Genomic DNA, 22,638 nt, shown 5'->3' with positions numbered 1-22,638 from the left:
ATGCTAAGCTTTTCAAATATTTTATTAAAGCTACAAGAATTTTGGAAAAATCAAGGTTGCCTCATCGTGCAACCCTATGATATTCCCGCAGGAGCGGGGACATTTCACCCGGCAACTTTATTAAGGAGCTTAGATTCTAAGCCGTGGAGTGTAGCCTATGTCGCGCCCTCACGCCGCCCCACAGACGGACGCTACGGAGAGAATCCAAATCGCTTAGGAAGTTATTATCAATTTCAAGTGCTTATCAAGCCAAGCCCGGATAAGATTCAGGAGCTATATTTGCAGAGTCTTGAATCCTTGGGATTAGATTTACGCGCTCACGATGTGCGCTTTGTAGAGGATAATTGGGAATCCCCAACACTAGGCGCGTGGGGGCTTGGCTGGGAAGTATGGCTTGATGGTATGGAAGTAACGCAATTCACATATTTTCAACAAGTAGGTGGGATACCCTGCTCACCTGTGGCGGTAGAAATTACCTATGGTGTGGAACGATTAGCAATGTATATTCAAGGAGTAGAAAACATCTTTGATATAAGGTGGAATGACTTTGAAAATGCTGCACCTATGTCATATGCTGATGTACATTTACAAGGTGAATATGAGTTTTCTAAATATCATTTTGAAATTGCCGATACACAAATGCTTTTTTCACTCTTTAATCAATATGCAAAGGAAGCACAAAACTGCCTACAAGCGAGAATCCCGCTTGTTGCGTATGATTATACGATGTTTGCAAGTCATAGCTTTAATGTCCTTGACGCAAGAGGCGTTATCTCTGTCGCACAAAGACAAGATTATATTTTGCAAATACGCGAGCTTGCTAAAGCCTGTGCCTTGCTATATAAAGAAATGGAAGAAGAAAGAAATCAAAAGCTAGAGAAAGCTAAGGGAGCATGATGCGCATTTTTCTTAAAAATATCATCATTGTCTTTTGTTTCTTTTGTGCTGCGCTCCACGCAGAAAATCTCGTGCGTGATTTTGCACTCTATAAGATCAATGAAGGCGACAAAAGAGCCCCTACCCTGCTTTTAATGGGTGGAATTCACGGCAATGAGCCGGGTGCATATTATGCCACCGATGTTTTTATGCGTCATTACAAAATCACAAAGGGTAGTGTGTGGGTTGTGCCTGTTGTTAATCCTCATAGTATGTTTGCAAATGTGCGTGGTTTGTATGGTGATATGAATCGCAAGTTTGCCGCACTCGCTCCAACTGACCCTGATTATAAAAATATACAAAAAATTAAGGAGCTACTCCATAGCCCAGAAATCGATATTTCCTTGCATTTGCACGATGGGAGCGGGTATTGGCGTCCTACTTATATTAGTTCCTTGCTTAATCCCTTGCGTTGGGGGAATTGCTCCGTAATCGACCAAGCAACACTAGAGGGCGCAAAATATGGGAATCTGAAATCCTATGTGTCTCAAATGGTAGCAGATATTAACGAGCATATTTTAGCTCCCATTCATCGCTACCACCTACATAATACGCACACAGAGGCAAAAAACGATACAGAACAACTCAAAGCCCTCACTTTCTATTCCCTCTCACTTGGCAAACCTGCCCTTACAAATGAGGCGAGCAAAGAGCTTGATTTACCCACACGCGTGTATTATCATCTGCATTCTATCGAATCTTTGCTAGGGCAGCTAGGCATTAGCTTTATGCGCGACTTTACGCTTGATGTAGATTCTATAAAACCGCTTGTCTCGCCCAAAGGCTTGGAGGCGCAAATTAATAATCTCATCACCCTGCCATTAGAATCTTTGCGCCCACACATCACCTATTTTCCACTCCCAAAAAACACCTCACTCAAACATATTAATTTACAGAGTGAGAGCCATTTGCTTGGCTTACTTTCACTCAATCAAGCGCAAACTCAAGTTGCCCTCAAACACGGCTCACACACACTTAGCACTTTGATACCAGAGTATCGTAGCTTTGATAGTAGTCTTAAAGAAATTGGTATAAAAATCAACGGGGAAAGGCGCGTAGTCCCCATAGGATCGCTTATCTACCTTGATGAGAATGAAAACATAGAATTTGAATCTTTAGGAGATTATCGCGTAAATGTGATTGGCTTCGTCCTACCAAACCAAAGCAGCAATGCGCCCAATGAAAGCAATGTGAAAATCTATAAAAAAGACTTGCTTCCTAAATACAGCCTTGATACCACCGCAAAAACCTTTCGCGCAGAATTTTATCGCGGGGAAGCCTTTAGCGGTATGATTACATTTTCTTTTGATACACCAAAGCCCAAAGCACAGCCCACCTTTGTCGCCATACACTACACCCCCGCGACCACTCAAAAGGATTCTGTAAAAGTCTCTCAAGTTATAGCACAAAACACAATCACACGAGATACCAAAGCCCAAAGCACAGCCAAAGAGTATCTAAACAAGCCAGAGCATAAAATCACAAGCAAAGAAACCACGCAAAGCATTGCCACCAAAGACAACACCAAAGAAATTGTGAGTAAAGAATCTTTAAGCAAAAACGCGCAGGATTCTATATATTTTGTCAAAAGCGAAAAAGGCGTAAATGTGCGCACACAAGGCAATACAAACGCACAAATCATTGTCAAGCTCCCACAAGGGACGCGTGTGAATCTTATAGAGGGCGGCAAGTGGAGTAAGGTTTCATTTACATATCATAGCACACACAATAAAGAGGGTTATATCATTACGAGCGCACTCACACAGACAGAGCCACAAACTACAACATCTAAAACGCAAGAAGTCGCCCTATCAAGCGCAAAACACATCAAAGATTCAAAACCTATAGATTCTAAAAATGTAACCTCGCAAGATGCTAAACTTACAGAATCTAGCAATGAGATAAAACAAACCCCGAATGCAAAAGTAAAGGTAAGTATTGCACTCGTGCGCAATGCCCCATCAATGACAGGTGCAGTAGTAGCGAAAGCCCCGCTTGGTCGGCAAATGCGTATTGTTGATTTAAGCGCAGACAAAAAATGGGCTAAGATTCACTATATCTTTCATAGCGACAATGGCACACGCGAAATCAGTGGCTATGTCGCTAGACATCTCCTATCTCCGCTTGAAAACACAAATGAGAGGTAAAATATGAATTTTAATATTACAGAGGATATTTTTCTCATCTCCGATAGTCATTTTGGACATAAAGCTGTGCTAAAACGCGAACCATCGCGTTTGCAATATGCAAAGGCTTGTAAATATGATGATTTTTATGCGCTGCATAGGGATTTATGGAATAAGGCGGTGGGCAAAAAGGATAATGTGCTCCATTTGGGAGATTTGTATTTTGATGGAGGACTACCCTATCTCAAAGACCTAAAAGGCACAAAAACGCTCGTTATAGGTAATAACGACATTAAAACATTTCAAAAACTTAAGGACTTTAAGAGTTGGTATGTACAAAAGGGCTTGAGGCTCAATATCGCACAAAAAGATCGGGTTTTATACACACTTCAAAGCGAATTTGGCAAAGCAAGACTTAAAGATGATATATATGTAAATGCTATCGTGCAAGACATTGCTGGTGAGCGCATTATGTTTTCGCATTTTCCGGTGTTTAATCGCAAGACAAACGACCGCTTTAGTGAATCTCGCGACATACTCGATAGACTTTTTAAACTCGCTGATTGTTCTCTCAATATTCACGGGCATATCCACTCGCGCCAGTGCGAACATTCCTTTTGTTTCAATGTGAGCTGCGAACAGCTAGGCTTTGCACCAAAGCGACTAAGTGAGATTCTAAAATTATGGCGATATAAGATTCACATCTAAGATGATTTATTTTTACGCACTTATTGCAAATTCCACGCGCCTTTGTCGTATTCCAAAATCCTTTACGAGCGCACTAGAGCATTGTAGAGAGCTTGGCATACTAGAAGAGCGTGACAACATTATCTCCTTAAAACCCAATCTACTCATAGGTGTTATTGATGTTTCTCCAACCCATCGATACTTCCTCAAAAGCCTCAACAACACGCATAGCGAAGATTTCCTCATAGAGCAAAATAAACGCATAAGCAGGGCAAAAAAAGGTGTGAAAAAGAAAAAGGATATTCAACCACCCCTAGCTCTTGCAAAAAATGATATTGTCCTTGCTAAAATCACAAAAAAAGGCAAGGCGCGATTTATTAGTGTCCTCTATCGTGCGAAACCCTTTGCCATAGCCACACTTACGGAAAAGGGAGGCAAGATACAAGCCTATGAGCTTCATACACAAGCTTGTATCCCGCTCAAAGTCTCTCAAAAATCCCTCCGCGCCCTGCCACCTCAATGTGTGGTAAAAGTAGAAAAAGCAAGCGGCGATATTGTGGAGGTTTTTGGCGTCCTCAATGATGCGAGAATTGACGAGTATATTGCGCTAGATACCGCAAAAAGCACAAATTTTAGTGCAGAATCTTTGCAAACTGCTGGGGCTTTTGGCGATGAAGTATGCGCGAATATGTATCCACATCGTGTGAATCTAAGCCATTTGCCTTTTTGTGTGATAGACCCAGAGAATGCACGCGACCACGATGATGCGATTTATTTTGATGGCAAGACTCGCACACTCTATGTTGCAATCGCCGATGTGAGTGAGTATGTTAGCATAGAAAGCAGTCTAGACAAAGAGGCTCGGGAGCGAGGATTTAGCCTCTATTTCCCGCATAAAGTGCTACCTATGCTGCCTTTTGACTTAAGCAGTGGAATTTGCTCGTTAAAGCAAGATTGTCTCCGCCTTGCAATGGTGTGGCAAATAAAGCTCGACAAAAACGCGCAAATATGTGAATCTAACCTTTTTGAGGCACTCATCAGTGCTAAAGCAAATGTCAGCTATGGATGTGTAGAGGTATTTTTGCACGAAAATAATATTTTTACACAATCCTACGCAGATTCTCAACATTCTTTAGAATCCGCACTCTCCACCACCGCTCGCACATCACGCAAGACAAAGCAAAAATCAGCCTTACCAAAGGAGATTCAAAAATGGCTTCTTGCATATATGCCCTATGTGCAAAAGCTCAAGGCACAAAGACTACAAAAGGGCTATGAATTTCACACAAAAGATATTACCCTTGAGCTTGATGATATGGGGCAAGTGCGCGATGTGCGCGTATTGAAGCACACACTCGCCCATAGTATCATTGAAGAATCAATGCTTTTAGCCAACAAAGAGAGTGCAAAGATGTTAGAATCTAACGCACCTAAGGCACTTTTTAGAATCCACCCACAGCCAAAACGCACTAAGACACTTTTGTGCGAGTTAGAGGATTTAGGATTCACACTCCCGCCGACAAAACAGCTTCACGAGATTATTTCCACTCTACAAGCAGAATGTGATAAATCTTTACGAGAGACGCTTGATTCACTGCTTATTAAGTCTCTATCAAAAGCCACCTATAATACGCATAATATTGGACATTTTGGTTTGGGTTTTGAATGCTATACGCATTTTACCTCGCCCATTCGCCGATATAGCGATATTATCGTGCATAGAATCTTAAAGGCTATATTGCATAAGCAAAAAAATATAGAGTTCCTCACACGCGATTTAGAGATCATAAGCACTATGCTAAATGCACAAGAAAAGCATTTCACACACATCGAGCATAAATTTTTTATGCTCAAAATGTGCCGTTTGTGCGAGGAGCTTTTGGCAAAGGGGCGCATTATTACCCAAGGCATTGTGATTGATGAGCTATCTCACTGCATTGCGCTAGAAAAGCTCCCACAGGCTAAAATCACGCTTGATTGTTCCTTGAAACGATTTAGCAGAGTGAATATTGAAATTGTAGATGTGGATTTAGCAAAAGGAAGCATTTATGCGAGGGTAATATAAAGGCGTGAAATATGCTAGAATCTCAAGCTAAGTTAAGGTTTAAAACTCACAGAATCTACCGCGAAAATCTACCACACCGCACAGATTCTAAAAACTTAAAGGACATAAATGTATAAAGATAAACTTGATACGCTCTTAAAACAATCCGCTCCACGCGTGAGTTTTTTATATGGTAATAGCTTTTTAGTGGGCTATTATAGTAGAAAAATTGCTCATTGTTTAAAAAGTGAGGAAAAGATAACTTTTTACTTTGATGAATATAATACAAATAATATCAATGCTTTGCTTTCACAAGGCTCACTTTTTGGCTCTAGCTCACTTGTAGTGCTAAAAATTAATCATAAACTCAACAAGGCTGATGTGGGGCTGTTTCTCGAATCTCTTTGCCACAATACCCAAAATGCGCTCATCATAGAGTATTACCAAGCCCCAAATAAATCTCAAACCGATTATGCAAGAGATTGCAAGGTATGTGCGGGGCATTTCAAACACCCAAAGATTCCTAAAGATAGCCTTGTAGAAGTGCGATTTTTTGAGCCAACTATTGGCGAGTGTATGGAGTTTATGCGTCAAAGGAGCAAAGAGCTGGGATTAAAAGCAAATGATAAGATTCTAAACCAAATCCTACTTTTGCAAAATAGCGATATTGCCCTTGCGCTTAGTGAATTAGAAAAATTTATTGTCTATAAAGACAAACCGCTTGAACCAAATGATGTGAATCTGCTCTGTGATGGCATAGCGAGTTTTAGCGTAAGTGAGCTGTGCTATGCGATTATGGATAAAAAACCTTTTATAGAAATCCTGCAAAGTATTTATGATGAGGGCATTAATGAAATAGCAATGATTAGTGAGATTCAAAGATTTTTTTATCAGCTCTTTTTGTTTTATGCCTTTATTCGTATTAAGGGCACTCCAAACGCAAAGGAGATTCTAGGATATCCGCCACCTCTGGACACTGCTACACGCTTGACACGTTATTGCATTCGCCTTAGGGAAATAGAATATATCGCGATTTTTGAGCTTCTCTCATCGTGGCGATATGAGGTAAGCAAAGGTAAGCAGAGGCAATCTATGAATACTTTAATCAAAATTCAAGAAATGATAAGATAGAATCCGCCCTCACACCTTGCTCTTTCTATGCTGTCTTGCAGCGCGAGAAAGGGCGGTTACACCAAAAGGAGCTTAAATGAAATTCTACGAAACGATGTTTATCTTGAAGCCTACGCTTGTAGAAGAAGAGATAAAGACACAGATTACATTTTTTAAAGATGTGATTAGCAAAAATGGTGGCGAGATTGAAACTTGCCTTGATATGGGTATGCGTAACCTCGCTTATGAAATCAAAAAGAATAAGCGCGGATATTACTATGTGATTTATTTCAAAGCACAACCGCAGTTGATTAAGGAGATTGAGCGCAATTATCGCATCAATGAAAATGTTTTGCGCTTTATCGTCATTAAATACGAAAATAAAAAAGAACAAAAAGCGTGGCAAAGCCTCGTCAATAAGGCAAATGGTAAGACAGACAAGCCAAAAGCTCAAAAAGCTGCAAAAGAGGAAGTCTCGGCACAAGCCACACAAGAGGATTCTCAATAATCTAGCAAAGGACGCCAAATGTATAATAAGGTAATTATGCTAGGAAATCTCACGCGTGATGTGGAACTAAGATATTTGCCTAGTGGAAGTGCTCTAGCGACTATCGGTTTAGCAAGTAATCGCAGATTCAAAAAGCAAGACGGCTCTCAAGGCGAGGAAGTATGCTTTGTCGATGTGAAGCTTTTTGGCAGGAGTGCTGAAATAGCAAATCAATATTTGCGTAAAGGCAGTAAGGTGCTTATTGAAGGGCGTTTGACTTATGAAACTTGGAGCGACCAAAGCGGTGCGAAAAGGAGCAAACACACCATTACAGCAGAAACTATGCAAATGCTTGATAGCAAACCAACAGGAGATAGCGCAAACTTCACGCAGGGTGAATATGGTGGCAATGCTTCATATGGCAACAACAATCAGGCACAAAATTATGGCACTAGTTATAATAGTGGTGGCTATAACAATGGTGGGAATTATGGCGGTGGTAATGCGGCAGCAGGAAACTACACGCAAAATATCCCTGAAATCAATATCGATGAAGATGAAATACCTTTCTAATCTTCTCATATCATACTAAGGAGCAATTATGGAAAAGAAAAAATACTCAAAACGATACTGCCGATACACAGAGGCGAAGCTTGAATTTATCGACTACAAGGATATAGATATGCTCAAGCATTCTCTATCAGAGCGATACAAGATTATGCCAAGACGTCTTACAGGCAATACAAAACGTTGGCAAGAGCGCGTAGAGGTGGCGATTAAACGCGCAAGACATATGGCACTTATCCCCTATATCGTGGATAGAAAAAAGGTTGTTGAATCTCCTTTTAAATTCTAAAAACACGATAGAGTCTGTGGTTTGTGGTAGGGTTGTGGCAACCTGCCACTAGCTTTTGGCACATTAAAAAAGCACAAGTTCTACTAGATTCTATTGATTTTGTGTTGTATTTTATAACACGACACGAATTTTATCCTCGCAACTGCTTAACTAAACTAATTCACTTGATATTTTTTAAATCTAGCACTATTTAAGCGCAAAAAGCCTTTGATGTTCGAGCTTAATACAGCTATCTTCCTCATATAAAATATTGCATTCTTGCGCCTTTTGCCTCGCTTCTTGGCTTGTGAGTCCTAGCTGCACCCATACACAAAGACTAGACGAAAAAATCGTGTCATAAGCGTTGTTATGTTTGAGCGCACAAACCTCATCTAGCACTACAGGCAGTGCCTCGCTTTTTCTAAAAATATTGATGATGTCGCATTTTTGATTATCGTGTGCGAGGGATTGTAGAGCTTGGGGCAGTGAGGTATAGACTTTACAGCCTAGAATCTCCCCACCTCGTGGATAAATAGGGATAATATTATAGCCATTTTCAATAAGATATTGTGCTACTTCATAGCTTGGCTTATACTCATTAGGGCTTAAGCCCACGATGACTATGGTCTTTGCATTACATAGAATCTTATACTTTGCTTCATCGTTAAGATGTTGGCTCATATGAACTCCTTTGGCGAAAGTTTGAGATATGAAGTGCCAAAAATTACGAATAATTTTAATATATTTTATTGTAATTTTTGGTGAAGTGAGCGTTTTTCTGTCTTTTGCGCTAAAATCAATTGAATTTTAAATGTGGAGGTTACGATTATGAAGTTAGGCAATAAAGGTATGAAAATATTAAAAACTTTTCATTTAATAAATGTAATTATGTGGATTGGTGGTGTTATATCTTTAGTAACATTGCAGTTAGGCATTACACCAGATTTGAAAGAAACAATGTATGTAGAGAGGGTAGATTTGATTGGTTTTCATTTAAAGCCCCAAGCGTAGTAAAACACTGAAAATAAACCAAAAATAAACCAAAATATGGGGAGCAAAACAATATATGAGGCAAATACTAATAGGGTATTCACAAAAAAATATCTTAATCTCTTTTTTGTAAATCCACATAATAAACGTCTTTTTTTCAAAAAATAAAGCAGAAAAAATATGAAAACAACGATTGAAAACAATGTATGAAAGTATAATGCAATAATATAGCCTTGTTTATCTCCATTCATCATTATCATTATCCACACAGCTTGTATAATGGGAAACATAAAGCTTCCAATAAAAGAACTTAAATAAATACATCTACTCTTGATAAAATACAAAAAGTCATTATCTTTTAGAAGTTTCAAGAAGCATTTTCTAATTTTTAGGATTAGGAATACACATAAAATGCAAGGTAGTATTATTATCGCGGTAAGCATTCACAACTCCATCTTAAAATATTCTTGTGTATTCTTATCTTCAGGCACTTTCAGCACATAGAATCCTTTATGAATCTTATCATTTGTTTTATCTTTTGAGAAGACTCTAAAGTTTAAGCCTTTGTTAAATGTTTTCTTATAGTTGATTGTAGAGAGGGTAGATTTGTTGCAATACCATAATAAGCCTTTAAAAATTGTGGAATCTTTGGTTGATAAAATCTTTTTGTATTGCGCAAAATATTTCTTTGCCTCTTTTAGATGTAGAAAGTCGTATTTTAATCATTTTTGCACCTGCAATCTTTAAGCTCATTATCCTCTACATACGCCCAACCAATGCTTGTAGTGCCTATATCAAAGCCTAAGATTTTCATTTGACTATCCCCCTCTTTTTTAGTGTCAAAATGCTTGATGATAGCTTAGTTACAATAAACTTTAAGATATGAGAGGCACAAAAACTATGCTTATAAAATGTCTCTTATATCGGTAACACGCGGATTTGAGAATCAAGCTGTCCTTGCAAAACAGATTCTATGGCATAAAGTGTGCCTGTCGCCCCACTCGCACACCCGCTACACGCCCCAAGATAGCGGATATACACATCAATAAAGCCATCGCTTGAATCTTTAATATCCAAAATCTCCATATCGCCTCCGTCCATCATCAACATCGGACGGATATTCTCATCAATTACTTTGTCAATGGCTTTGACTTTTTGCACCATTGTCATTTCTCTAAAGTTCCCACTTGCACTTTTTTGCGCCGCATTTTTGACAGATTCTCTATCCATTTCAGCACGCACATCACGCAAAATATCTTCAAGATAATACTCTCTCTTTTCGTGTCCGCCTGCTTTGACGCAGCTTTTGCAAAACGCTCCAGCTTTGGTATAATTTGTAATCTCCTCTACGCTTTTTAAGTCATTAAGCTTAATAACTTCTTTGATTGTAGAAAGACTTACTCTTGCGCATTCACATACGATAATCTCATCTTCAAAATCTTCTGCATTTTTACCTAGATACATTCCTGCTGCTTTTTTAATCACATCATACGCCATAACAGAGCAGTGCATTTTTTGCCCGGGCACTGCGGGAGTATCTGGGTCATCACGCAATGCGTGCTCCACATCAAGATTTGTAATTTTGACAGCTTCTTGCACCTTTTTGCCAAGACAAAGCTCCACCATCATATCGCTACTTGCAATCGCTGTCCCGCAGCCAAAACTTTTAAATTTCGCATCAATAATTCTATCGTCTTTATCCACGAGCCAATATAATCTCACCGCATCACCACAAGATTCTGCACCATAATCTGCTACAATAAGTTTTGCTCCTCTCTCATCAGCATCTTTTTGTGTCAAAACACCTAAATGCGTAGGATTATCCATTCTTTCACTTACTTTATTTGAATATGCGTCCCATAACGCACCACCGATTAAGTCATTCTTTGCCATTTTCTTTCCTTTTGTTGTTTTTTATGCATTGTATGAGCTAGAAATCGCTCGTAGTCTTTCAACAGCTTGCTTGAATACATTAATTGTGTAATCAATTTCTTCACTTGTATTGAATCTGCTAAGCGAGATTCTAATCGCTGTATGGGCGAGTTCTTTATCTGCACCGATTGCCACCATTACGGGATTTGCTTCCAAATCCTCACTTGCACACGCACTCCCTGTGGAAGCGGCAATTCCGGCTTTATTTAAATCCCATAGCATAGCCTCGCCCTCAATGCCTCTTACACTAATGAGTGTCGTATTTGGCACACGATTTTCTCTTGTGCCAACCACAAATACATCGGGGATTTGCAAGAGTGAATCTTCAAGCCTATCGCGTAAGCGTCTTACTTGCGTAAGTTCAAAATCTAAAAAGTCGGTCGCAAGTTTCATCGCCTCGCCCATTGCGACAATATAAGGCACATTAAGTGTGCCACTACGCCGCCCACGCATATGCTCTCCTCCGTGAAAAAGCGGAGTAAGCTCCACACCTTTGCGGATATATAATCCACCAATGCCCTTTGGTCCGTGAAACTTATGCGCACTAAAGCTTAGAAAATCCACCTGCGCCTTTTGCACATCAACGGGAATCTTACCAATAGCCTGTACCGCATCCGTGTGGAAAAGCACATTGCGTTCTTTGCAAAGTGCGCCTATTTCCTCAATAGGAAAAATCAGCCCGGTTTCGTTATTCGCCCACATTATGCTTACAAGTGCTGTATCATCTCTTAGGGCTTCACGCACCTGCTGGGCAGTAATCGTGCCTTGCTGATTGATAGGCAGGTAGGTAACCTCCACGCCAAGTGTCTCCAAAAACGCGCAAGTAGCACGCACAGCGGGGTGTTCCACCTCTGTGGTAATAATATGTTTCTTGCCTTTTTTAAGTATCTCATCAAAATACACGCCTTTAATCACCCAGTTGTTAGATTCGGTCGCGCAAGAAGTGATAATAATATCATCAGCATCATCGGCATTAATACCATTGTAGAGTTTTTCAATAGCATCTGCAATGGCTGCGTGGGTTTGCGTGCCATATTTATGGAGACTATTTGGATTCCCAAACTTTTCGCAAAAATAAGGCTCCATAAGCGGCTTAATACTCGGGTCTAGCATTGTTGTGGCATTGTTGTCTAAATAGACTTTTTTCATCTTTTAACTCCTAACCTTATTATGTTAAATCATTCAAAAAGTAAAATTTCTTTTAACCTACTTAAAAAAGCGCGTAGATTCTAGCATTTTATGATTAATTGATGATATGTGCGGTAAAAAATAGTTTTAACAGGGGAAATATGGGGCATTAGCACAGAATCCAACAAAGCATCAATGTTTCTTATAGAGGTTTGACACAATAATTCAAGATTCCAAAAAGTTACATTTTTTGTTGTCGCATTAAATCTCAAATAGAAATTTTTTCTTTGAATTTCTTTGTAACGAGTGTAGTTAAGAGATATGGCTTTATCCACACTAGATTCTAATCATTCATAATGCGGGATAACTCTTGCAGTGAAGATTCAAAACTCCATTTCTCATCAACATCTTGCTTCAAAAAAACCTCCATAAGCTTTTGTTTATTAATCGCCTCATCAAGTTCTGGGTCTGTGCCTTTTTGATACGCGCCAATGCGGATAATCATTTCATTTTCTTTAATGAGCGAGTATAGCCGCCTAAACTTGCGCACAGCCGCTAAATGTTCCGAGCTAATAATATCATTGATGAGCCGCGAAGCGGAGTTAAGGATATTTATGGGCGGGTAAATGCCCATATCGGTCAAATCGCGATTAAGAACGATATGTCCATCAAGGATAGAGCGGCTTTGGTCGGCGATAGGATCGCTCAAATCGTCCCCTTCAACAAGCACGGTAAAAAATGCAGTAATCGAGCCTATACCATTCTCTTTCCCCGCGCGCTCCATTAATTGGGGCAAAAGGGTAAGCACAGAGGGTGGATAACCTTTGCTTGTAGGTGGCTCACCAAGCGCTAAACCAATTTCTCTTTGCGCCATAGCAAAACGCGTAACAGAATCCATAATAAAAAGCACATCATTGCCAAGAGATTTGAAATATTCCGCAATAGCCATTGCACTAAATGCACCATATTTACGCATAAGCGGTGAATCATCGCTTGTAGCCACCACAAGAATAGTATTTGTTAAATCATCATTGAGATTTTTATGTATAAACTCTGGGACTTCTCTCCCCCTTTCTCCAATAAGAGCAATGACTTTGATTGGTGCATTTGAGCCACGCACAATCATTCCCATAAGAGTAGATTTTCCCACGCCTGAACCAGCAAAAATACCCATTTTTTGCCCTTTGCCACAAGTGAGGATTCCATCAATGGATTTTACGCCCACTTCAAAGACTTCATCAATTAATCCTCGTTTAAGTGCGCTTATAGGTGGGCGCATAAGCGCAATGCTGGTAGAGGCGTTGAGACTGCCTTTATCATCAATAGGTTCGCCGAGTGGATTTATCACGCGTCCCAAAAGCTCCTCGCCTACTGGAATATACAAGCCGTGATTAAGAATCTCCACTCTATCGCCGCTTTTATGTCCCTCCACAAAAGAAAATGGGCTAATAAAAAATCGCTCTTCCTCGATACCTATTACCATACCCAAATCATGCGTATCGTCCATAAAATCATTTTCGGCAAGCACTGAATCTTGCTCCACACTTTGGGGAATACGAGAATAAGGCAAAATTTTCACTATATCGCCTACTGAAGGCTTTACACCATTGGCTACAAGCATATTTTGCATTACTTTTACAAGATGTCCGTAGTTTGGAGAAAGATTAATATTGCTTTTAAGCTTTTGCTTGATTTGAGACAAAGACATAATAAAAACCTACTTTTAAGATTTTTTTGTTAGAATACCAAATTATACTTTTTTATTTTATTAAGGAAGCCTATGAATTTCACTACAAAACGCACAAATAACGCAAATGCTACCATTAATGGTAGTATCACATTAAAAACACTTGAGGAGAAGTTTGATAAAGTTATCAAAAAAATCGCTAAAAGTGCTAAGATTGATGGGTTTAGAAAGGGTAAAGTTCCCTCACAAGTGATTAAGACGCGCTACAAGGAGCAAGTCGAACAAGATGCACAACAAGAAGCAATACAGGATTTATTAGATTCTGCACTCAAAGAGCTTGGTATCGCGCCTAATGAGCTTATCGGTAGTCCTGTGATTGCGAAATTTGACAAACAAGATTCTAAAATCGAGCTTGAAATCAAAGTAAGTATTACGCCTACTTTCTCGCTTGAAAAAGTGCAGGATTATGTGCCTGAAGTCAAACTCAAAGCCATTACACAAGCACAAATTGATGAACGCATAGCAGAAATTGCCAAAAATCGCGCTCCGCTAAGTGAGGTAGCAGAAGACAGAGCATTACAAAAAGATGATACCGCAAATATCGATTTTGAGGGATTTATCGATGATAAGGCGTTTGAGGGAGGCAAGGGAGAAAACTTTAACCTCCTTATTGGTTCGAATCAATTTATACCCGGCTTTGAGGACGCGCTCATCGGTATGAAAAAGGGCGAAAAAAGGGGCATTAAGGTTACTTTTCCCGCAGATTATCAAGCCGCGCATTTAGCCGGAAAAGAGGCGAGATTTGATGTAACCTTGCATAAAATTTTGCAAAAAGACGAAACAAAAATCAATGATGCCTTTGCAAAAAGCGTAGTGGGTGAGGAAGCTACTCTCACAACATTTAAGGATATGATAAAAGAGCAGCTTGAAATAGAGCAAAAAAATGAGCTTTACAATAAAGAGCTAAAAACCGCACTTATAGAATCTCTGCTTAAAAGCATCACATTTGATTTGCCAGAATTGATTGTCGAGCAGGAAATGGATATTTTATTTAGAAATTCACTCTCACAGCTTAAGCCAAAGGAGTTTGAAAATCTAAAAAATAATAAAGATGAGGCGCGAAAACAGCGCGAGGAAAAGCGCGATGAGGCGCGAAAAAGTGTGCAGATTACATTCATTATGGACGCCCTTGCGAAACAATACAACATTGTGGTAAGTGATAACGAAGTAATGCAGACGATTTATTATGAAGCGATGATGATGGGGCAAGACCCACGCGCAACAATCGAATATTACCAAAAGAACAATATTCTTCCTGCGATTAAGATGACAATGATTGAGGATAGAGTATTGCACCATTTGCTTGATACAAAGTTTGAATCTACAAAATCTACGAGCAAGAATGCAAAAGTAAGCAAAGCAGATGGGGGAAGCAAATGAGTAGTTATATACCTTATGTGATTGAGCGCACAGGTCGCGGTGAGCGTAGCTATGATATTTACTCGCGCCTCTTAAAAGATCGCATTATCTTACTTAGTGGCGAAATTAATGACTATGTTGCCTCCTCTATTGTGGCGCAGCTACTTTTTTTAGAGGCAGAAGACCCAGAAAAAGATATTAATTTTTATATCAATTCTCCCGGTGGCGTGATTACGAGTGCATTTAGCATTTATGATACGATGAATTATATCCGCTCGGATATTAGCACGATTTGTATTGGACAAGCTGCTTCCGCTGGTGCCTTTTTATTAAGCTCTGGCACGAAAGGAAAGCGGTTCTCTTTGCCAAATTCACGCATTATGATTCATCAACCTTTAGGTGGCGCACAGGGACAGGCTACCGATATTGAGATTCAGGCAAAAGAAATTTTACGTTTGAAAAAATCACTCAATGAAATAATGGCACAAAATACTGGGCAAAGCATAGAAAAGATTAGCCGTGATACCGAGCGCGATTATTTTATGAGTGGGGAGGAAGCAAAAAAATACGGGCTAATTGATGAGGTGCTTACAAAAAGCTTGAAGTAGGCGATTGTATAGATTCTTAGGAGGTATGGTATGGATTTGGACGATTTGAACTTGGATGATATTGGCAACAATGACTTTTTTGGGAATCTTGACGATGCTGGGCTAGAGGAGAAAAAAAAGAAAAAGCTCCAAAAAGAGGTAGCGCCTACTCCCACCGAGACAACACAGAAGCTAAGCTCCATATCTAAACAAGCCCTAGAAGCTCTTGAAAAAGATGATATTCTACCCTTGCCTGAAAACTTTGAAGCATATTTTGAGAAAACGCTTTCACAAGAGCAAGATGAAGATGTGCGCGAGAAAATCAAGGCGATTGTTGAGAGTTCTCACCACGATACGCGCCTTATTGCGCTTGAAAAGGTTTTTAATGATAATTTTGCGACCCTGCGAACCATACTTGAGCATTTACTTACTCTCTGCAAACAAATGTCTGTAATGGAAAGCAACACACAAAAGCGACTAGCCGAAATTACTGCAATTACAAATCCGCTCGGTGCACAAAATGCCATAAAGGTGCTGATGAATGAGATGAGAGGGTTCCATAAGCAATTTGTGGTGCAAGCGGATTTTATCACGCGCTCATATCGTGAGATGTATGCGCAATCCTCCAATGTCAAGTCTGGCGCGATGTATGATACGACCCTTGGCATTTATACGCGCTCGTTTTTCGTCCATACGCTTGAACTTGAATGCAAAAATGGAAAGGACTTTCCAAGGGCTTGTGCGGTGGTGGTTTTAGCCCCTGTAAAAGAGCTCACATCACAAATAAATGAGCAAAATCAGCTTGTGATTATCTTTAAAAATATTGCGCGGATTGTGTCAAAAAACATCGGCACGAAGGACATTGTCTCATATTTAGGAGGCGGAAGATTCGGTATGCTACTTAAAAATGTGCAAATTGATGATGCAATAGCTTTATGCAAAGATGTAATACACAAATGTAAAACGACTCATATTTTCATTGATGGCACGGAGCTGTCTTTAAATATTACTATGGGCGGCATAGTCTTTGATGTGAATAAAGCACCAGAGCAAATGATACAAGAGGCAAAAGAGCAGTTACAGCTCGCGCAAAAAGAGGGTGAGAGCCTCAAATTCTCGCAAGCCAAGGTGCAAGACAATAATAGCTTGGCAAGTGATGATGATGACGCAGATAGCTTTGAATTACCGGGAGATGGCTTTGGCAGTTTTGACGATTTTGACTTATCCTGAGGACACAAAAAGGCTTAGGGAGAAGTCCAAGCCGGTGGAGTGCTTTGATGAAAATCTTCATTGTTTCCTTGATGATATGTACGATACGATGATAGAGCGCAATGGCGTGGGACTAGCAGCTATCCAAGTGGGTGAGGCGAAGCAGATTCTCGTTATCAACATTCCACGTGAGGACAATAACCAGTACAAGGAAGATTTACTCGAGATTATTAACCCCACATTTTTGATGCAAGAAGATAGTATAGAATGGGACGAAGGTTGCCTTTCTGTGCCAAATTTTTATGAGAGCATAAAAAGATTCAATAAAGTTTCTATTGCTTATAAAGACAGATATGGAAATGATAAGATTCTAAAGGCAGAGGGCTTTTTAGCCGTGGCAATTCAGCACGAGATTGATCATCTCAATGGTGTGCTTTTTGTCGATAAGCTCCCAATCTTAAGGCGCAAAAAATTTGAAAAAGAACTCAAAAAGTGTAAAAACTCTAAAGAATAAAGATTATAAATGACATATACGATTCTTACCGCTACAAGTTTTGGCACAAGCGCGAAAGTGGTGGAAGTAGAGGCGGCTTTTACCAAGGGCTTACCGCAATTTAACATCACAGGACTCGCCCATAGCTCCATTTTAGAATCTAAACAGCGCGTCCTATCAGCCCTTGCAAATAGCGGTATCACGCTCCCTCCACTTAAAGTCAATATCAATCTCTCTCCCTCGGATTTGCCAAAGAGTGGAGGGCATTTTGATCTACCCATCGCCCTTGCCCTGCAGAAAAACACACAGGAGAGTGAGCCTTATTTTGCCTTTGGAGAGCTTGGACTTGATGGCAGTATCAAATATCTTGAATCTATCTATCCACTTCTACTTGATATTGCGCTTTTGTATCCACAAGCAAGGGTTTTTGTCCCCTCCTGTGCGAGAGATTTACTTAGCCCTATACCCAATCTCACTCTGTGTTTTGTCTCGCATTTGAAAGAAGCTATTGAGATTCTAAACCAACCAGAAGTAGCCTTTATAGCGAAAGCACAAGATTCTAATGCACCCACATTTGGCTTTAAGAATATAGAGATTGCAGGGGAGCAATATTTTTATGATGATAGCTTTATGCACGATTTTGCGGAGGTCAAGGGTCAGCAGGTTGCTAAACGCGCCGCACTCGTAGCTGCTGCGGGATTCCATAACTTTATGATGGAGGGCTCACCCGGCTGCGGAAAAAGTATGATTGCAAAGAGACTTTTATATATATTGCCCCCTAGCTCCTTGCAGGAGATGATAGAAAATGTCAAGCACCAAGCACTAAATAAGCAAAATACAGGTTATACGCCCCTGCGCCCCTTTAGAAACCCCCACCAAAGTGCCAGCAAGTCAAGTATTTTAGGCTCGGCTACGCAGTTTGAGAGCAAGCCCGGCGAGATTGCCCTCGCGCACAATGGCATTTTATTTTTTGATGAATTGCCACATTTTAAGAGGGATATTTTAGAATCTTTGCGTGAGCCGCTTGAAAACAATAAGCTTGTTATCTCGCGTGTGCATTCCAAACTTGAGTATGATACAAATTTTCTTTTTGTATGTGCGCTTAATCCCTGCCCCTGTGGGAATCTACTCAGTAAAAGCAAGGAATGTCGCTGTCAAGACAGGGAGATTAGCGCCTATCGCACGAGACTTTCCGAACCACTCCTTGATAGGATTGATTTATTTGTGCAGATGAGCGAATACGATGAAAACACATCACAAAGCAACAAGGAGCTAGATTCACAAAGTATGCAAAAAATGGTTTTTAACGCATTTGCCTTGCAAAAGGAGCGAGGACAAAAAGTCTTTAATGGCAAGCTTGAAGAAAAGGATATTGCACTTTTTTGCGCACTTGATAATGAATGCGAATCTCTACTCAAACAGGCAAGTGAGCGATTTTCACTTTCATATCGCGCACAAAATAAGATTAAAAAAGTGGCACGCACCATTGCAGATTTAGCCAATGAAAAATATATATCCAAATCGCATATTCTCGAGGCATTAAGCTACCGCAGAATCTCATAAGGAGCTATTATGTATGAACAAAACGCACAAAACATTCACAAAAGATTGCAACGCATTATAGGACAACTCAATGGCATTGATAAAATGATCAGCGAGAATGCGTCCTGCCCAGATGTGCTTATCCAACTCAACGCGGCAAAAAGCGCAATACACAAGGTAGGACAAATCGTGCTTGAAGGGCATATCAATCATTGTGTGCGTGATAACATATGCGATGAGGGAAGCGATATTGATAAGACTTTGGGTGAATTAGCAAAAGCTATCGAACACTTCTCGCGTATGAGTTAGGACGCTCCTTATTTTTTTATCATTTGTCAATATACCACTCACCTACGGATACCTTTAAAGATGTGGCAAAGCACTTCTTCATTTAATGAGCTTTCAAATCATCTTAAAAAACTAGATTCTTAATCCTTTGTAGATTTAAAAGTCTCCCCTTAAGGCAATAACTTCGCTTAAGCAAATTTACCCTACAATACGCTATTTTTACAAAGGATAAAAATGAAAAAGGCTCTTATCACAGGAATTACTGGGCAAGATGGCGCATATCTAGCAGAATTTCTCCTTAAAAAAGGCTATGAAGTGCACGGGGTAAAGCGCAGGAGTTCTCTTTTTAACACCGATAGAATCGACCATCTCTATCAAGACCCGCACATTGATAATCGCAATTTTTTCCTACATTATGGGGATTTAACCGATTCTATGAATCTCACACGCATTATTGCAGATACACAACCTGATGAAATCTACAATCTCGCCGCGATGAGCCACGTAGCCGTGAGTTTTGAGACGCCAGAATATACTGCAAATGCCGATGGAATAGGCACACTTAGAATCTTAGAAGCCGTGCGACTTTTAGGATTAACACAAAAAAGCAAAATCTATCAAGCCTCCACAAGTGAGCTTTATGGCTTGGTGCAGGAGATTCCACAAAGTGAAAAAACGCCCTTTTATCCACGTAGCCCTTATGCGTGTGCGAAACTCTATGCTTATTGGATAACGATAAATTACCGCGAGGCGTATGATATGTTTGCCTGTAATGGAATCCTATTTAACCACGAAAGCCCCATACGAGGCGAAACTTTCGTAACGCGCAAAATCACACGAGCCGTGGCAAAAATTGCACTAGGATTGCAAGATAATCTCTATCTTGGGAATCTCTCTGCTAAACGCGATTGGGGACACGCTAAAGACTATGTGCGTATGATGTGGCTTATTTTACAAGCTCAAAAGCCCGAAGATTGGGTGATTGCTACAGGCGTTACCACAGAAGTGCGTGATTTTGTCAAAATGGCGTTTAGTGAGCTTGGCATTGAAGTAGAGTTTAGAGGTGAGGGCGTCAATGAAAAAGGCTATATCAAAAAATGCAATGGGGACTTTCAGCTAGAAATTGGCAAAGAAGTGGTGAGCGTAGATGAACGATATTTCCGCCCTACTGAAGTGGATTTGCTTATTGGCGATGCGAGTAAGGCACGAGAGAAACTCGGGTGGATTCCAGAATATGATTTAAATGCACTCATCAAAGATATGGTGCAAAGTGATTTGAAACTTATGCAAAAGGATAAATACCTCAAAGATGGTGGCTATAAGATTCTAAGCTATTTTGAGTGATGCAAAACTAGCCCTTTATTTTACGCCCAATCTGTGCGCCCTATACCAACTTCAAAGGATAAAAATGGAAAGAAATATACAAACCCCTAATACTTATAAGCTAGCGGGGGGGGGGGATAAAGTATCTTCTCTCTCATACATTTACCCCGCACTCCCATAAATACACTTTTTTCTTTTTTGCCTTTCTTTCTCTTTATTGCATAGGCATTGTTTGCTACTCGCGCTATACTTACAATCTCGATGATATTTGGATGTGGCTTAAAATTTATGAATCTCAACCCATATTTAATGGCTACACACCTAGTAGCGGGCGGTTTTTTCCTCTGGCTTCTTTGGATTTAAATCTCATTGCGATATTTTCACACAATCCTTATATGTTTTTTGCCTTTAATGCGCTTATCGTCTTTGCCGTGGGGCTTTTGCTATGGATTTTATTTGCCCTTGTGTTACAGGAGAGGCACTATACTTTGCGTGTGGTGCTTTTACTTTGTATATTTTTACACCCGGGCTTTATTACAATAATGCTTGGTATCTGTTACCCCGAGCGTTTGCAAGTGCTTTTTCTAAGCCTCTTTGTCCTATCTAGTATAAGATTCTATCAAAATACAAACATTCCTAGTGCCATTATTGGATTCATAAGTGCGAATCTCGCCTTATATTACAAAGAGCCTACCTTTTTAATGATTGGTAGTGTTGGATTGCTTATGCTCATAGATTCTCTTAAGCACAAAAAAGGCACAAAAGCCTATGCCTATTATGGTGTATTACTCGCAAGTGCGCTTTTGTTTCTTGTGTTGTATGCCCTACTTATTATGCCAAATATAGAAAAAACTTATGCGCGTGGGATATTTCTTAGTGCGCACGAGGAATTGCTCCATACACTCAAAGGGCTTTTTAACTTTATGCTTAATGACAGCCTTTTGCTACTTTTATTGCCGAGTTTGCTTTTGTATAGAATTTATAGGTTTATTGTGAAAAGTGATAGATATCATATCTTTTGGGATAGTTTGCTTTTGGGAGGATTCTTATATGCGTGTGCCTTTATCAAGCTTAAACTTTTTGAATCCTACTATCTCATACCTATTTATTTTGTAAGCCTTGTTGGAATGCTTTATTTTCTCTATCAGCTTCATTATATACGATTTAAAATATTTAAGATTCTAAGCATAGTCTGTGTAATTCTCATTTGCATAAACACCCTACCCGCTGGTATTTACAGCTATATCTCTCTCAAAAGTGAAGGAGTAAAATTTCACGATGCCCTAGCCTTTGTCGCAGATAAAGCAAAAAAGAGAGCAGAATCTCATCAAACGCTTAACATTTATTTTGAGGGCAACGGGCGCGGCGAAAATTACGCCACTTGGTATTGGGGATATTTCGCAAAATATTTAGAAATAATATATCATACACATAATGTTGATATAAAAATCAAAGATGAAAATTCCCCGACATTATGGGAAAAAATGCGCTTATGGGGCTATGACCCATATTCAACAATAAGTGCGTATAATAGCGATGCTATCACTACGCCACAAAGCGGGGATTTAATTATCCTTAATAGCAGCACAATTTATAATGCAAATACGGAATATATAGAGAATCTAGCCCAACAATATCGCCTTATCTACACAAGCAGCGCATTTGGGATTCCCTACATCGCCATAAAGCCACTGCTTAAAGCATTTTTTGCTAACTCGCAAACATTAAAAGATGTTACGCTTGGCAATCAAAATCTCTTTAGGCTACCACTTAGAGATTATATTTTTGAAGTGCCTTAAGCTATTGGCAGGATTT

General features: G+C 39.8%; 21 protein-coding genes. 17 read left to right on the top strand and 4 right to left on the bottom strand.

Annotation, left to right across the window (positions count from 1 at the left end; all coding sequences use genetic code 11):
• The 8 genes from glyQ to rpsR all read left to right on the top strand — a co-directional run bounded on the left by glyQ (nt 1) and on the right by rpsR (nt 8,246).
• On the top strand, nt 1-897 hold the full coding sequence (gene glyQ, locus LS67_RS07905) for a glycine--tRNA ligase subunit alpha (protein ID WP_034328205.1): 897 nt from the start codon (nt 1-3) through the stop codon (nt 895-897).
• Nucleotides 897-3,083 carry a M99 family carboxypeptidase catalytic domain-containing protein gene (locus tag LS67_RS07900; protein WP_034328207.1) on the top strand — a complete coding sequence of 729 codons (2,187 nt, stop codon included), beginning with the start codon at nt 897-899 and terminating at the stop codon, nt 3,081-3,083. Before glyQ ends, LS67_RS07900 begins: the two co-directional genes overlap by 1 nt.
• Nucleotides 3,084-3,086: 3 nt before the next feature.
• Nucleotides 3,087-3,770 (top strand): metallophosphoesterase, encoded by a 684-nt coding sequence (locus LS67_RS07895; protein ID WP_034328209.1) that lies wholly within the window; start codon nt 3,087-3,089, stop codon nt 3,768-3,770.
• A 1-nt stretch (nt 3,771) separates the two neighbouring features.
• Entirely contained in the window at nt 3,772-5,814 is a 2,043-nt protein-coding gene (locus LS67_RS07890) for an RNB domain-containing ribonuclease (protein ID WP_034328214.1), read from the top strand.
• Between the two features lie 108 nt (nt 5,815-5,922).
• A complete protein-coding gene (gene holA, locus LS67_RS07885) occupies nt 5,923-6,924 on the top strand; it encodes a DNA polymerase III subunit delta (protein WP_034342913.1) in 1,002 nt (333 codons plus the stop codon).
• Between the two features lie 76 nt (nt 6,925-7,000).
• Nucleotides 7,001-7,411, top strand: a complete 411-nt coding sequence (gene rpsF / locus LS67_RS07880; protein ID WP_034328009.1) for a 30S ribosomal protein S6 — start codon at nt 7,001-7,003, stop codon at nt 7,409-7,411.
• Between the two features lie 18 nt (nt 7,412-7,429).
• Nucleotides 7,430-7,963: a single-stranded DNA-binding protein gene (locus LS67_RS07875; protein ID WP_034328007.1), complete on the top strand. Its 534-nt coding sequence runs from the start codon at nt 7,430-7,432 to the stop codon at nt 7,961-7,963.
• A 28-nt stretch (nt 7,964-7,991) separates the two neighbouring features.
• Entirely contained in the window at nt 7,992-8,246 is a 255-nt protein-coding gene (rpsR, locus tag LS67_RS07870; protein ID WP_034328005.1) for a 30S ribosomal protein S18, read from the top strand.
• A 186-nt stretch (nt 8,247-8,432) separates the two neighbouring features.
• On the opposite strand, the gene LS67_RS07865 is transcribed toward rpsR, so the two are convergent.
• A complete protein-coding gene (locus LS67_RS07865) occupies nt 8,433-8,906 on the bottom strand; it encodes a CoA-binding protein (RefSeq protein WP_034328004.1) in 474 nt (157 codons plus the stop codon).
• A 147-nt stretch (nt 8,907-9,053) separates the two neighbouring features.
• On the opposite strand from LS67_RS07865, the gene LS67_RS07860 reads away from it, so the two are divergent.
• A complete protein-coding gene (locus tag LS67_RS07860) occupies nt 9,054-9,236 on the top strand; it encodes a hypothetical protein (protein WP_034328002.1) in 183 nt (60 codons plus the stop codon).
• Nucleotides 9,237-10,133: 897 nt separating this feature from the next.
• On the opposite strand, the gene LS67_RS07855 is transcribed toward LS67_RS07860, so the two are convergent.
• From LS67_RS07855 to fliI, 3 genes are all read right to left on the bottom strand, one after another.
• Nucleotides 10,134-11,108, bottom strand: a complete 975-nt coding sequence (locus tag LS67_RS07855; protein ID WP_034327998.1) for an iron-sulfur cluster assembly scaffold protein NifU — start codon at nt 11,106-11,108, stop codon at nt 10,134-10,136.
• 21 nt (nt 11,109-11,129) lie between these two features.
• Complete coding sequence (locus LS67_RS07850) at nt 11,130-12,296, bottom strand: NifS family cysteine desulfurase (RefSeq protein ID WP_034327996.1); 1,167 nt, start codon at nt 12,294-12,296, stop codon at nt 11,130-11,132.
• A gap of 322 nt (nt 12,297-12,618) precedes the next feature.
• Nucleotides 12,619-13,983, bottom strand: a complete 1,365-nt coding sequence (fliI, locus tag LS67_RS07845) for a flagellar protein export ATPase FliI (RefSeq protein WP_034327995.1) — start codon at nt 13,981-13,983, stop codon at nt 12,619-12,621.
• Between the two features lie 72 nt (nt 13,984-14,055).
• Between fliI and tig the strand changes: the two genes are divergently transcribed.
• From tig to LS67_RS07805, 8 genes are all read left to right on the top strand, one after another.
• Complete coding sequence (tig, locus tag LS67_RS07840) at nt 14,056-15,402, top strand: trigger factor (protein WP_034327993.1); 1,347 nt, start codon at nt 14,056-14,058, stop codon at nt 15,400-15,402.
• Nucleotides 15,399-15,989 carry an ATP-dependent Clp endopeptidase proteolytic subunit ClpP gene (gene clpP / locus LS67_RS07835; RefSeq protein WP_034327991.1) on the top strand — a complete coding sequence of 197 codons (591 nt, stop codon included), beginning with the start codon at nt 15,399-15,401 and terminating at the stop codon, nt 15,987-15,989. The genes tig and clpP overlap by 4 nt, the downstream gene beginning before the upstream one ends.
• 30 nt (nt 15,990-16,019) lie before the next feature.
• On the top strand, nt 16,020-17,198 hold the full coding sequence (locus tag LS67_RS07830; RefSeq protein ID WP_034327989.1) for a GGDEF domain-containing protein: 1,179 nt from the start codon (nt 16,020-16,022) through the stop codon (nt 17,196-17,198).
• Nucleotides 17,161-17,691 (top strand): peptide deformylase, encoded by a 531-nt coding sequence (def, locus tag LS67_RS07825; RefSeq protein WP_034327986.1) that lies wholly within the window; start codon nt 17,161-17,163, stop codon nt 17,689-17,691. The genes LS67_RS07830 and def overlap by 38 nt, the downstream gene beginning before the upstream one ends.
• Before the next feature lie 9 nt (nt 17,692-17,700).
• Nucleotides 17,701-19,233, top strand: coding sequence for a YifB family Mg chelatase-like AAA ATPase (locus tag LS67_RS07820; protein ID WP_034327983.1), 1,533 nt, complete (start codon nt 17,701-17,703; stop codon nt 19,231-19,233).
• A gap of 9 nt (nt 19,234-19,242) precedes the next feature.
• The gene (locus LS67_RS07815) at nt 19,243-19,521 is read left to right on the top strand and encodes a metal-sensing transcriptional repressor (RefSeq protein WP_034327980.1); all 279 of its coding nucleotides are present in this window, start codon (nt 19,243-19,245) and stop codon (nt 19,519-19,521) included.
• A 213-nt stretch (nt 19,522-19,734) separates the two neighbouring features.
• Nucleotides 19,735-20,844, top strand: coding sequence for a GDP-mannose 4,6-dehydratase (gene gmd, locus LS67_RS07810; RefSeq protein WP_034327978.1), 1,110 nt, complete (start codon nt 19,735-19,737; stop codon nt 20,842-20,844).
• A 251-nt stretch (nt 20,845-21,095) separates the two neighbouring features.
• Nucleotides 21,096-22,622, top strand: coding sequence for a hypothetical protein (locus LS67_RS07805; protein ID WP_138109682.1), 1,527 nt, complete (start codon nt 21,096-21,098; stop codon nt 22,620-22,622).
• The last annotated feature ends 16 nt before the right edge of the window (nt 22,623-22,638 follow it).

Origin of the sequence: Helicobacter sp. MIT 03-1616 (assembly GCF_000765685.2) — a bacterium.
GTDB classification, from domain to species: Bacteria; Campylobacterota; Campylobacteria; order Campylobacterales; family Helicobacteraceae; genus Helicobacter_C; species Helicobacter_C typhlonius.
Note: the sequence above shows the minus strand (reverse complement) of the source record. Positions and strands in the feature narration are given on the sequence as shown.

Excerpts from the sequence above, each read along its gene's own strand:
- def (WP_034327986.1), top strand. The coding sequence starts at position 17,161 with ATGGCTTTGGCAGTTTTGACGATTTTGACTTATCCTGAGGACACAAAA.
- LS67_RS07860 (WP_034328002.1), top strand. The coding sequence starts at position 9,054 with ATGAAGTTAGGCAATAAAGGTATGAAAATATTAAAAACTTTTCATTTA.
- LS67_RS07830 (WP_034327989.1), top strand. The coding sequence starts at position 16,020 with ATGGATTTGGACGATTTGAACTTGGATGATATTGGCAACAATGACTTT.
- LS67_RS07820 (WP_034327983.1), top strand. The coding sequence starts at position 17,701 with ATGACATATACGATTCTTACCGCTACAAGTTTTGGCACAAGCGCGAAA.
- LS67_RS07900 (WP_034328207.1), top strand. The coding sequence starts at position 897 with ATGCGCATTTTTCTTAAAAATATCATCATTGTCTTTTGTTTCTTTTGT.
- holA (WP_034342913.1), top strand. The coding sequence starts at position 5,923 with ATGTATAAAGATAAACTTGATACGCTCTTAAAACAATCCGCTCCACGC.
- LS67_RS07850 (WP_034327996.1), bottom strand. The coding sequence starts at position 12,296 with ATGAAAAAAGTCTATTTAGACAACAATGCCACAACAATGCTAGACCCG.
- LS67_RS07875 (WP_034328007.1), top strand. The coding sequence starts at position 7,430 with ATGTATAATAAGGTAATTATGCTAGGAAATCTCACGCGTGATGTGGAA.
- LS67_RS07855 (WP_034327998.1), bottom strand. The coding sequence starts at position 11,108 with ATGGCAAAGAATGACTTAATCGGTGGTGCGTTATGGGACGCATATTCA.
- LS67_RS07895 (WP_034328209.1), top strand. The coding sequence starts at position 3,087 with ATGAATTTTAATATTACAGAGGATATTTTTCTCATCTCCGATAGTCAT.
- gmd (WP_034327978.1), top strand. The coding sequence starts at position 19,735 with ATGAAAAAGGCTCTTATCACAGGAATTACTGGGCAAGATGGCGCATAT.
- clpP (WP_034327991.1), top strand. The coding sequence starts at position 15,399 with ATGAGTAGTTATATACCTTATGTGATTGAGCGCACAGGTCGCGGTGAG.
- tig (WP_034327993.1), top strand. The coding sequence starts at position 14,056 with ATGAATTTCACTACAAAACGCACAAATAACGCAAATGCTACCATTAAT.
- LS67_RS07865 (WP_034328004.1), bottom strand. The coding sequence starts at position 8,906 with ATGAGCCAACATCTTAACGATGAAGCAAAGTATAAGATTCTATGTAAT.
- LS67_RS07890 (WP_034328214.1), top strand. The coding sequence starts at position 3,772 with ATGATTTATTTTTACGCACTTATTGCAAATTCCACGCGCCTTTGTCGT.
- LS67_RS07805 (WP_138109682.1), top strand. The coding sequence starts at position 21,096 with ATGTGGCTTAAAATTTATGAATCTCAACCCATATTTAATGGCTACACA.
- glyQ (WP_034328205.1), top strand. The coding sequence starts at position 1 with ATGCTAAGCTTTTCAAATATTTTATTAAAGCTACAAGAATTTTGGAAA.
- LS67_RS07815 (WP_034327980.1), top strand. The coding sequence starts at position 19,243 with ATGTATGAACAAAACGCACAAAACATTCACAAAAGATTGCAACGCATT.
- rpsF (WP_034328009.1), top strand. The coding sequence starts at position 7,001 with ATGAAATTCTACGAAACGATGTTTATCTTGAAGCCTACGCTTGTAGAA.
- fliI (WP_034327995.1), bottom strand. The coding sequence starts at position 13,983 with ATGTCTTTGTCTCAAATCAAGCAAAAGCTTAAAAGCAATATTAATCTT.
- rpsR (WP_034328005.1), top strand. The coding sequence starts at position 7,992 with ATGGAAAAGAAAAAATACTCAAAACGATACTGCCGATACACAGAGGCG.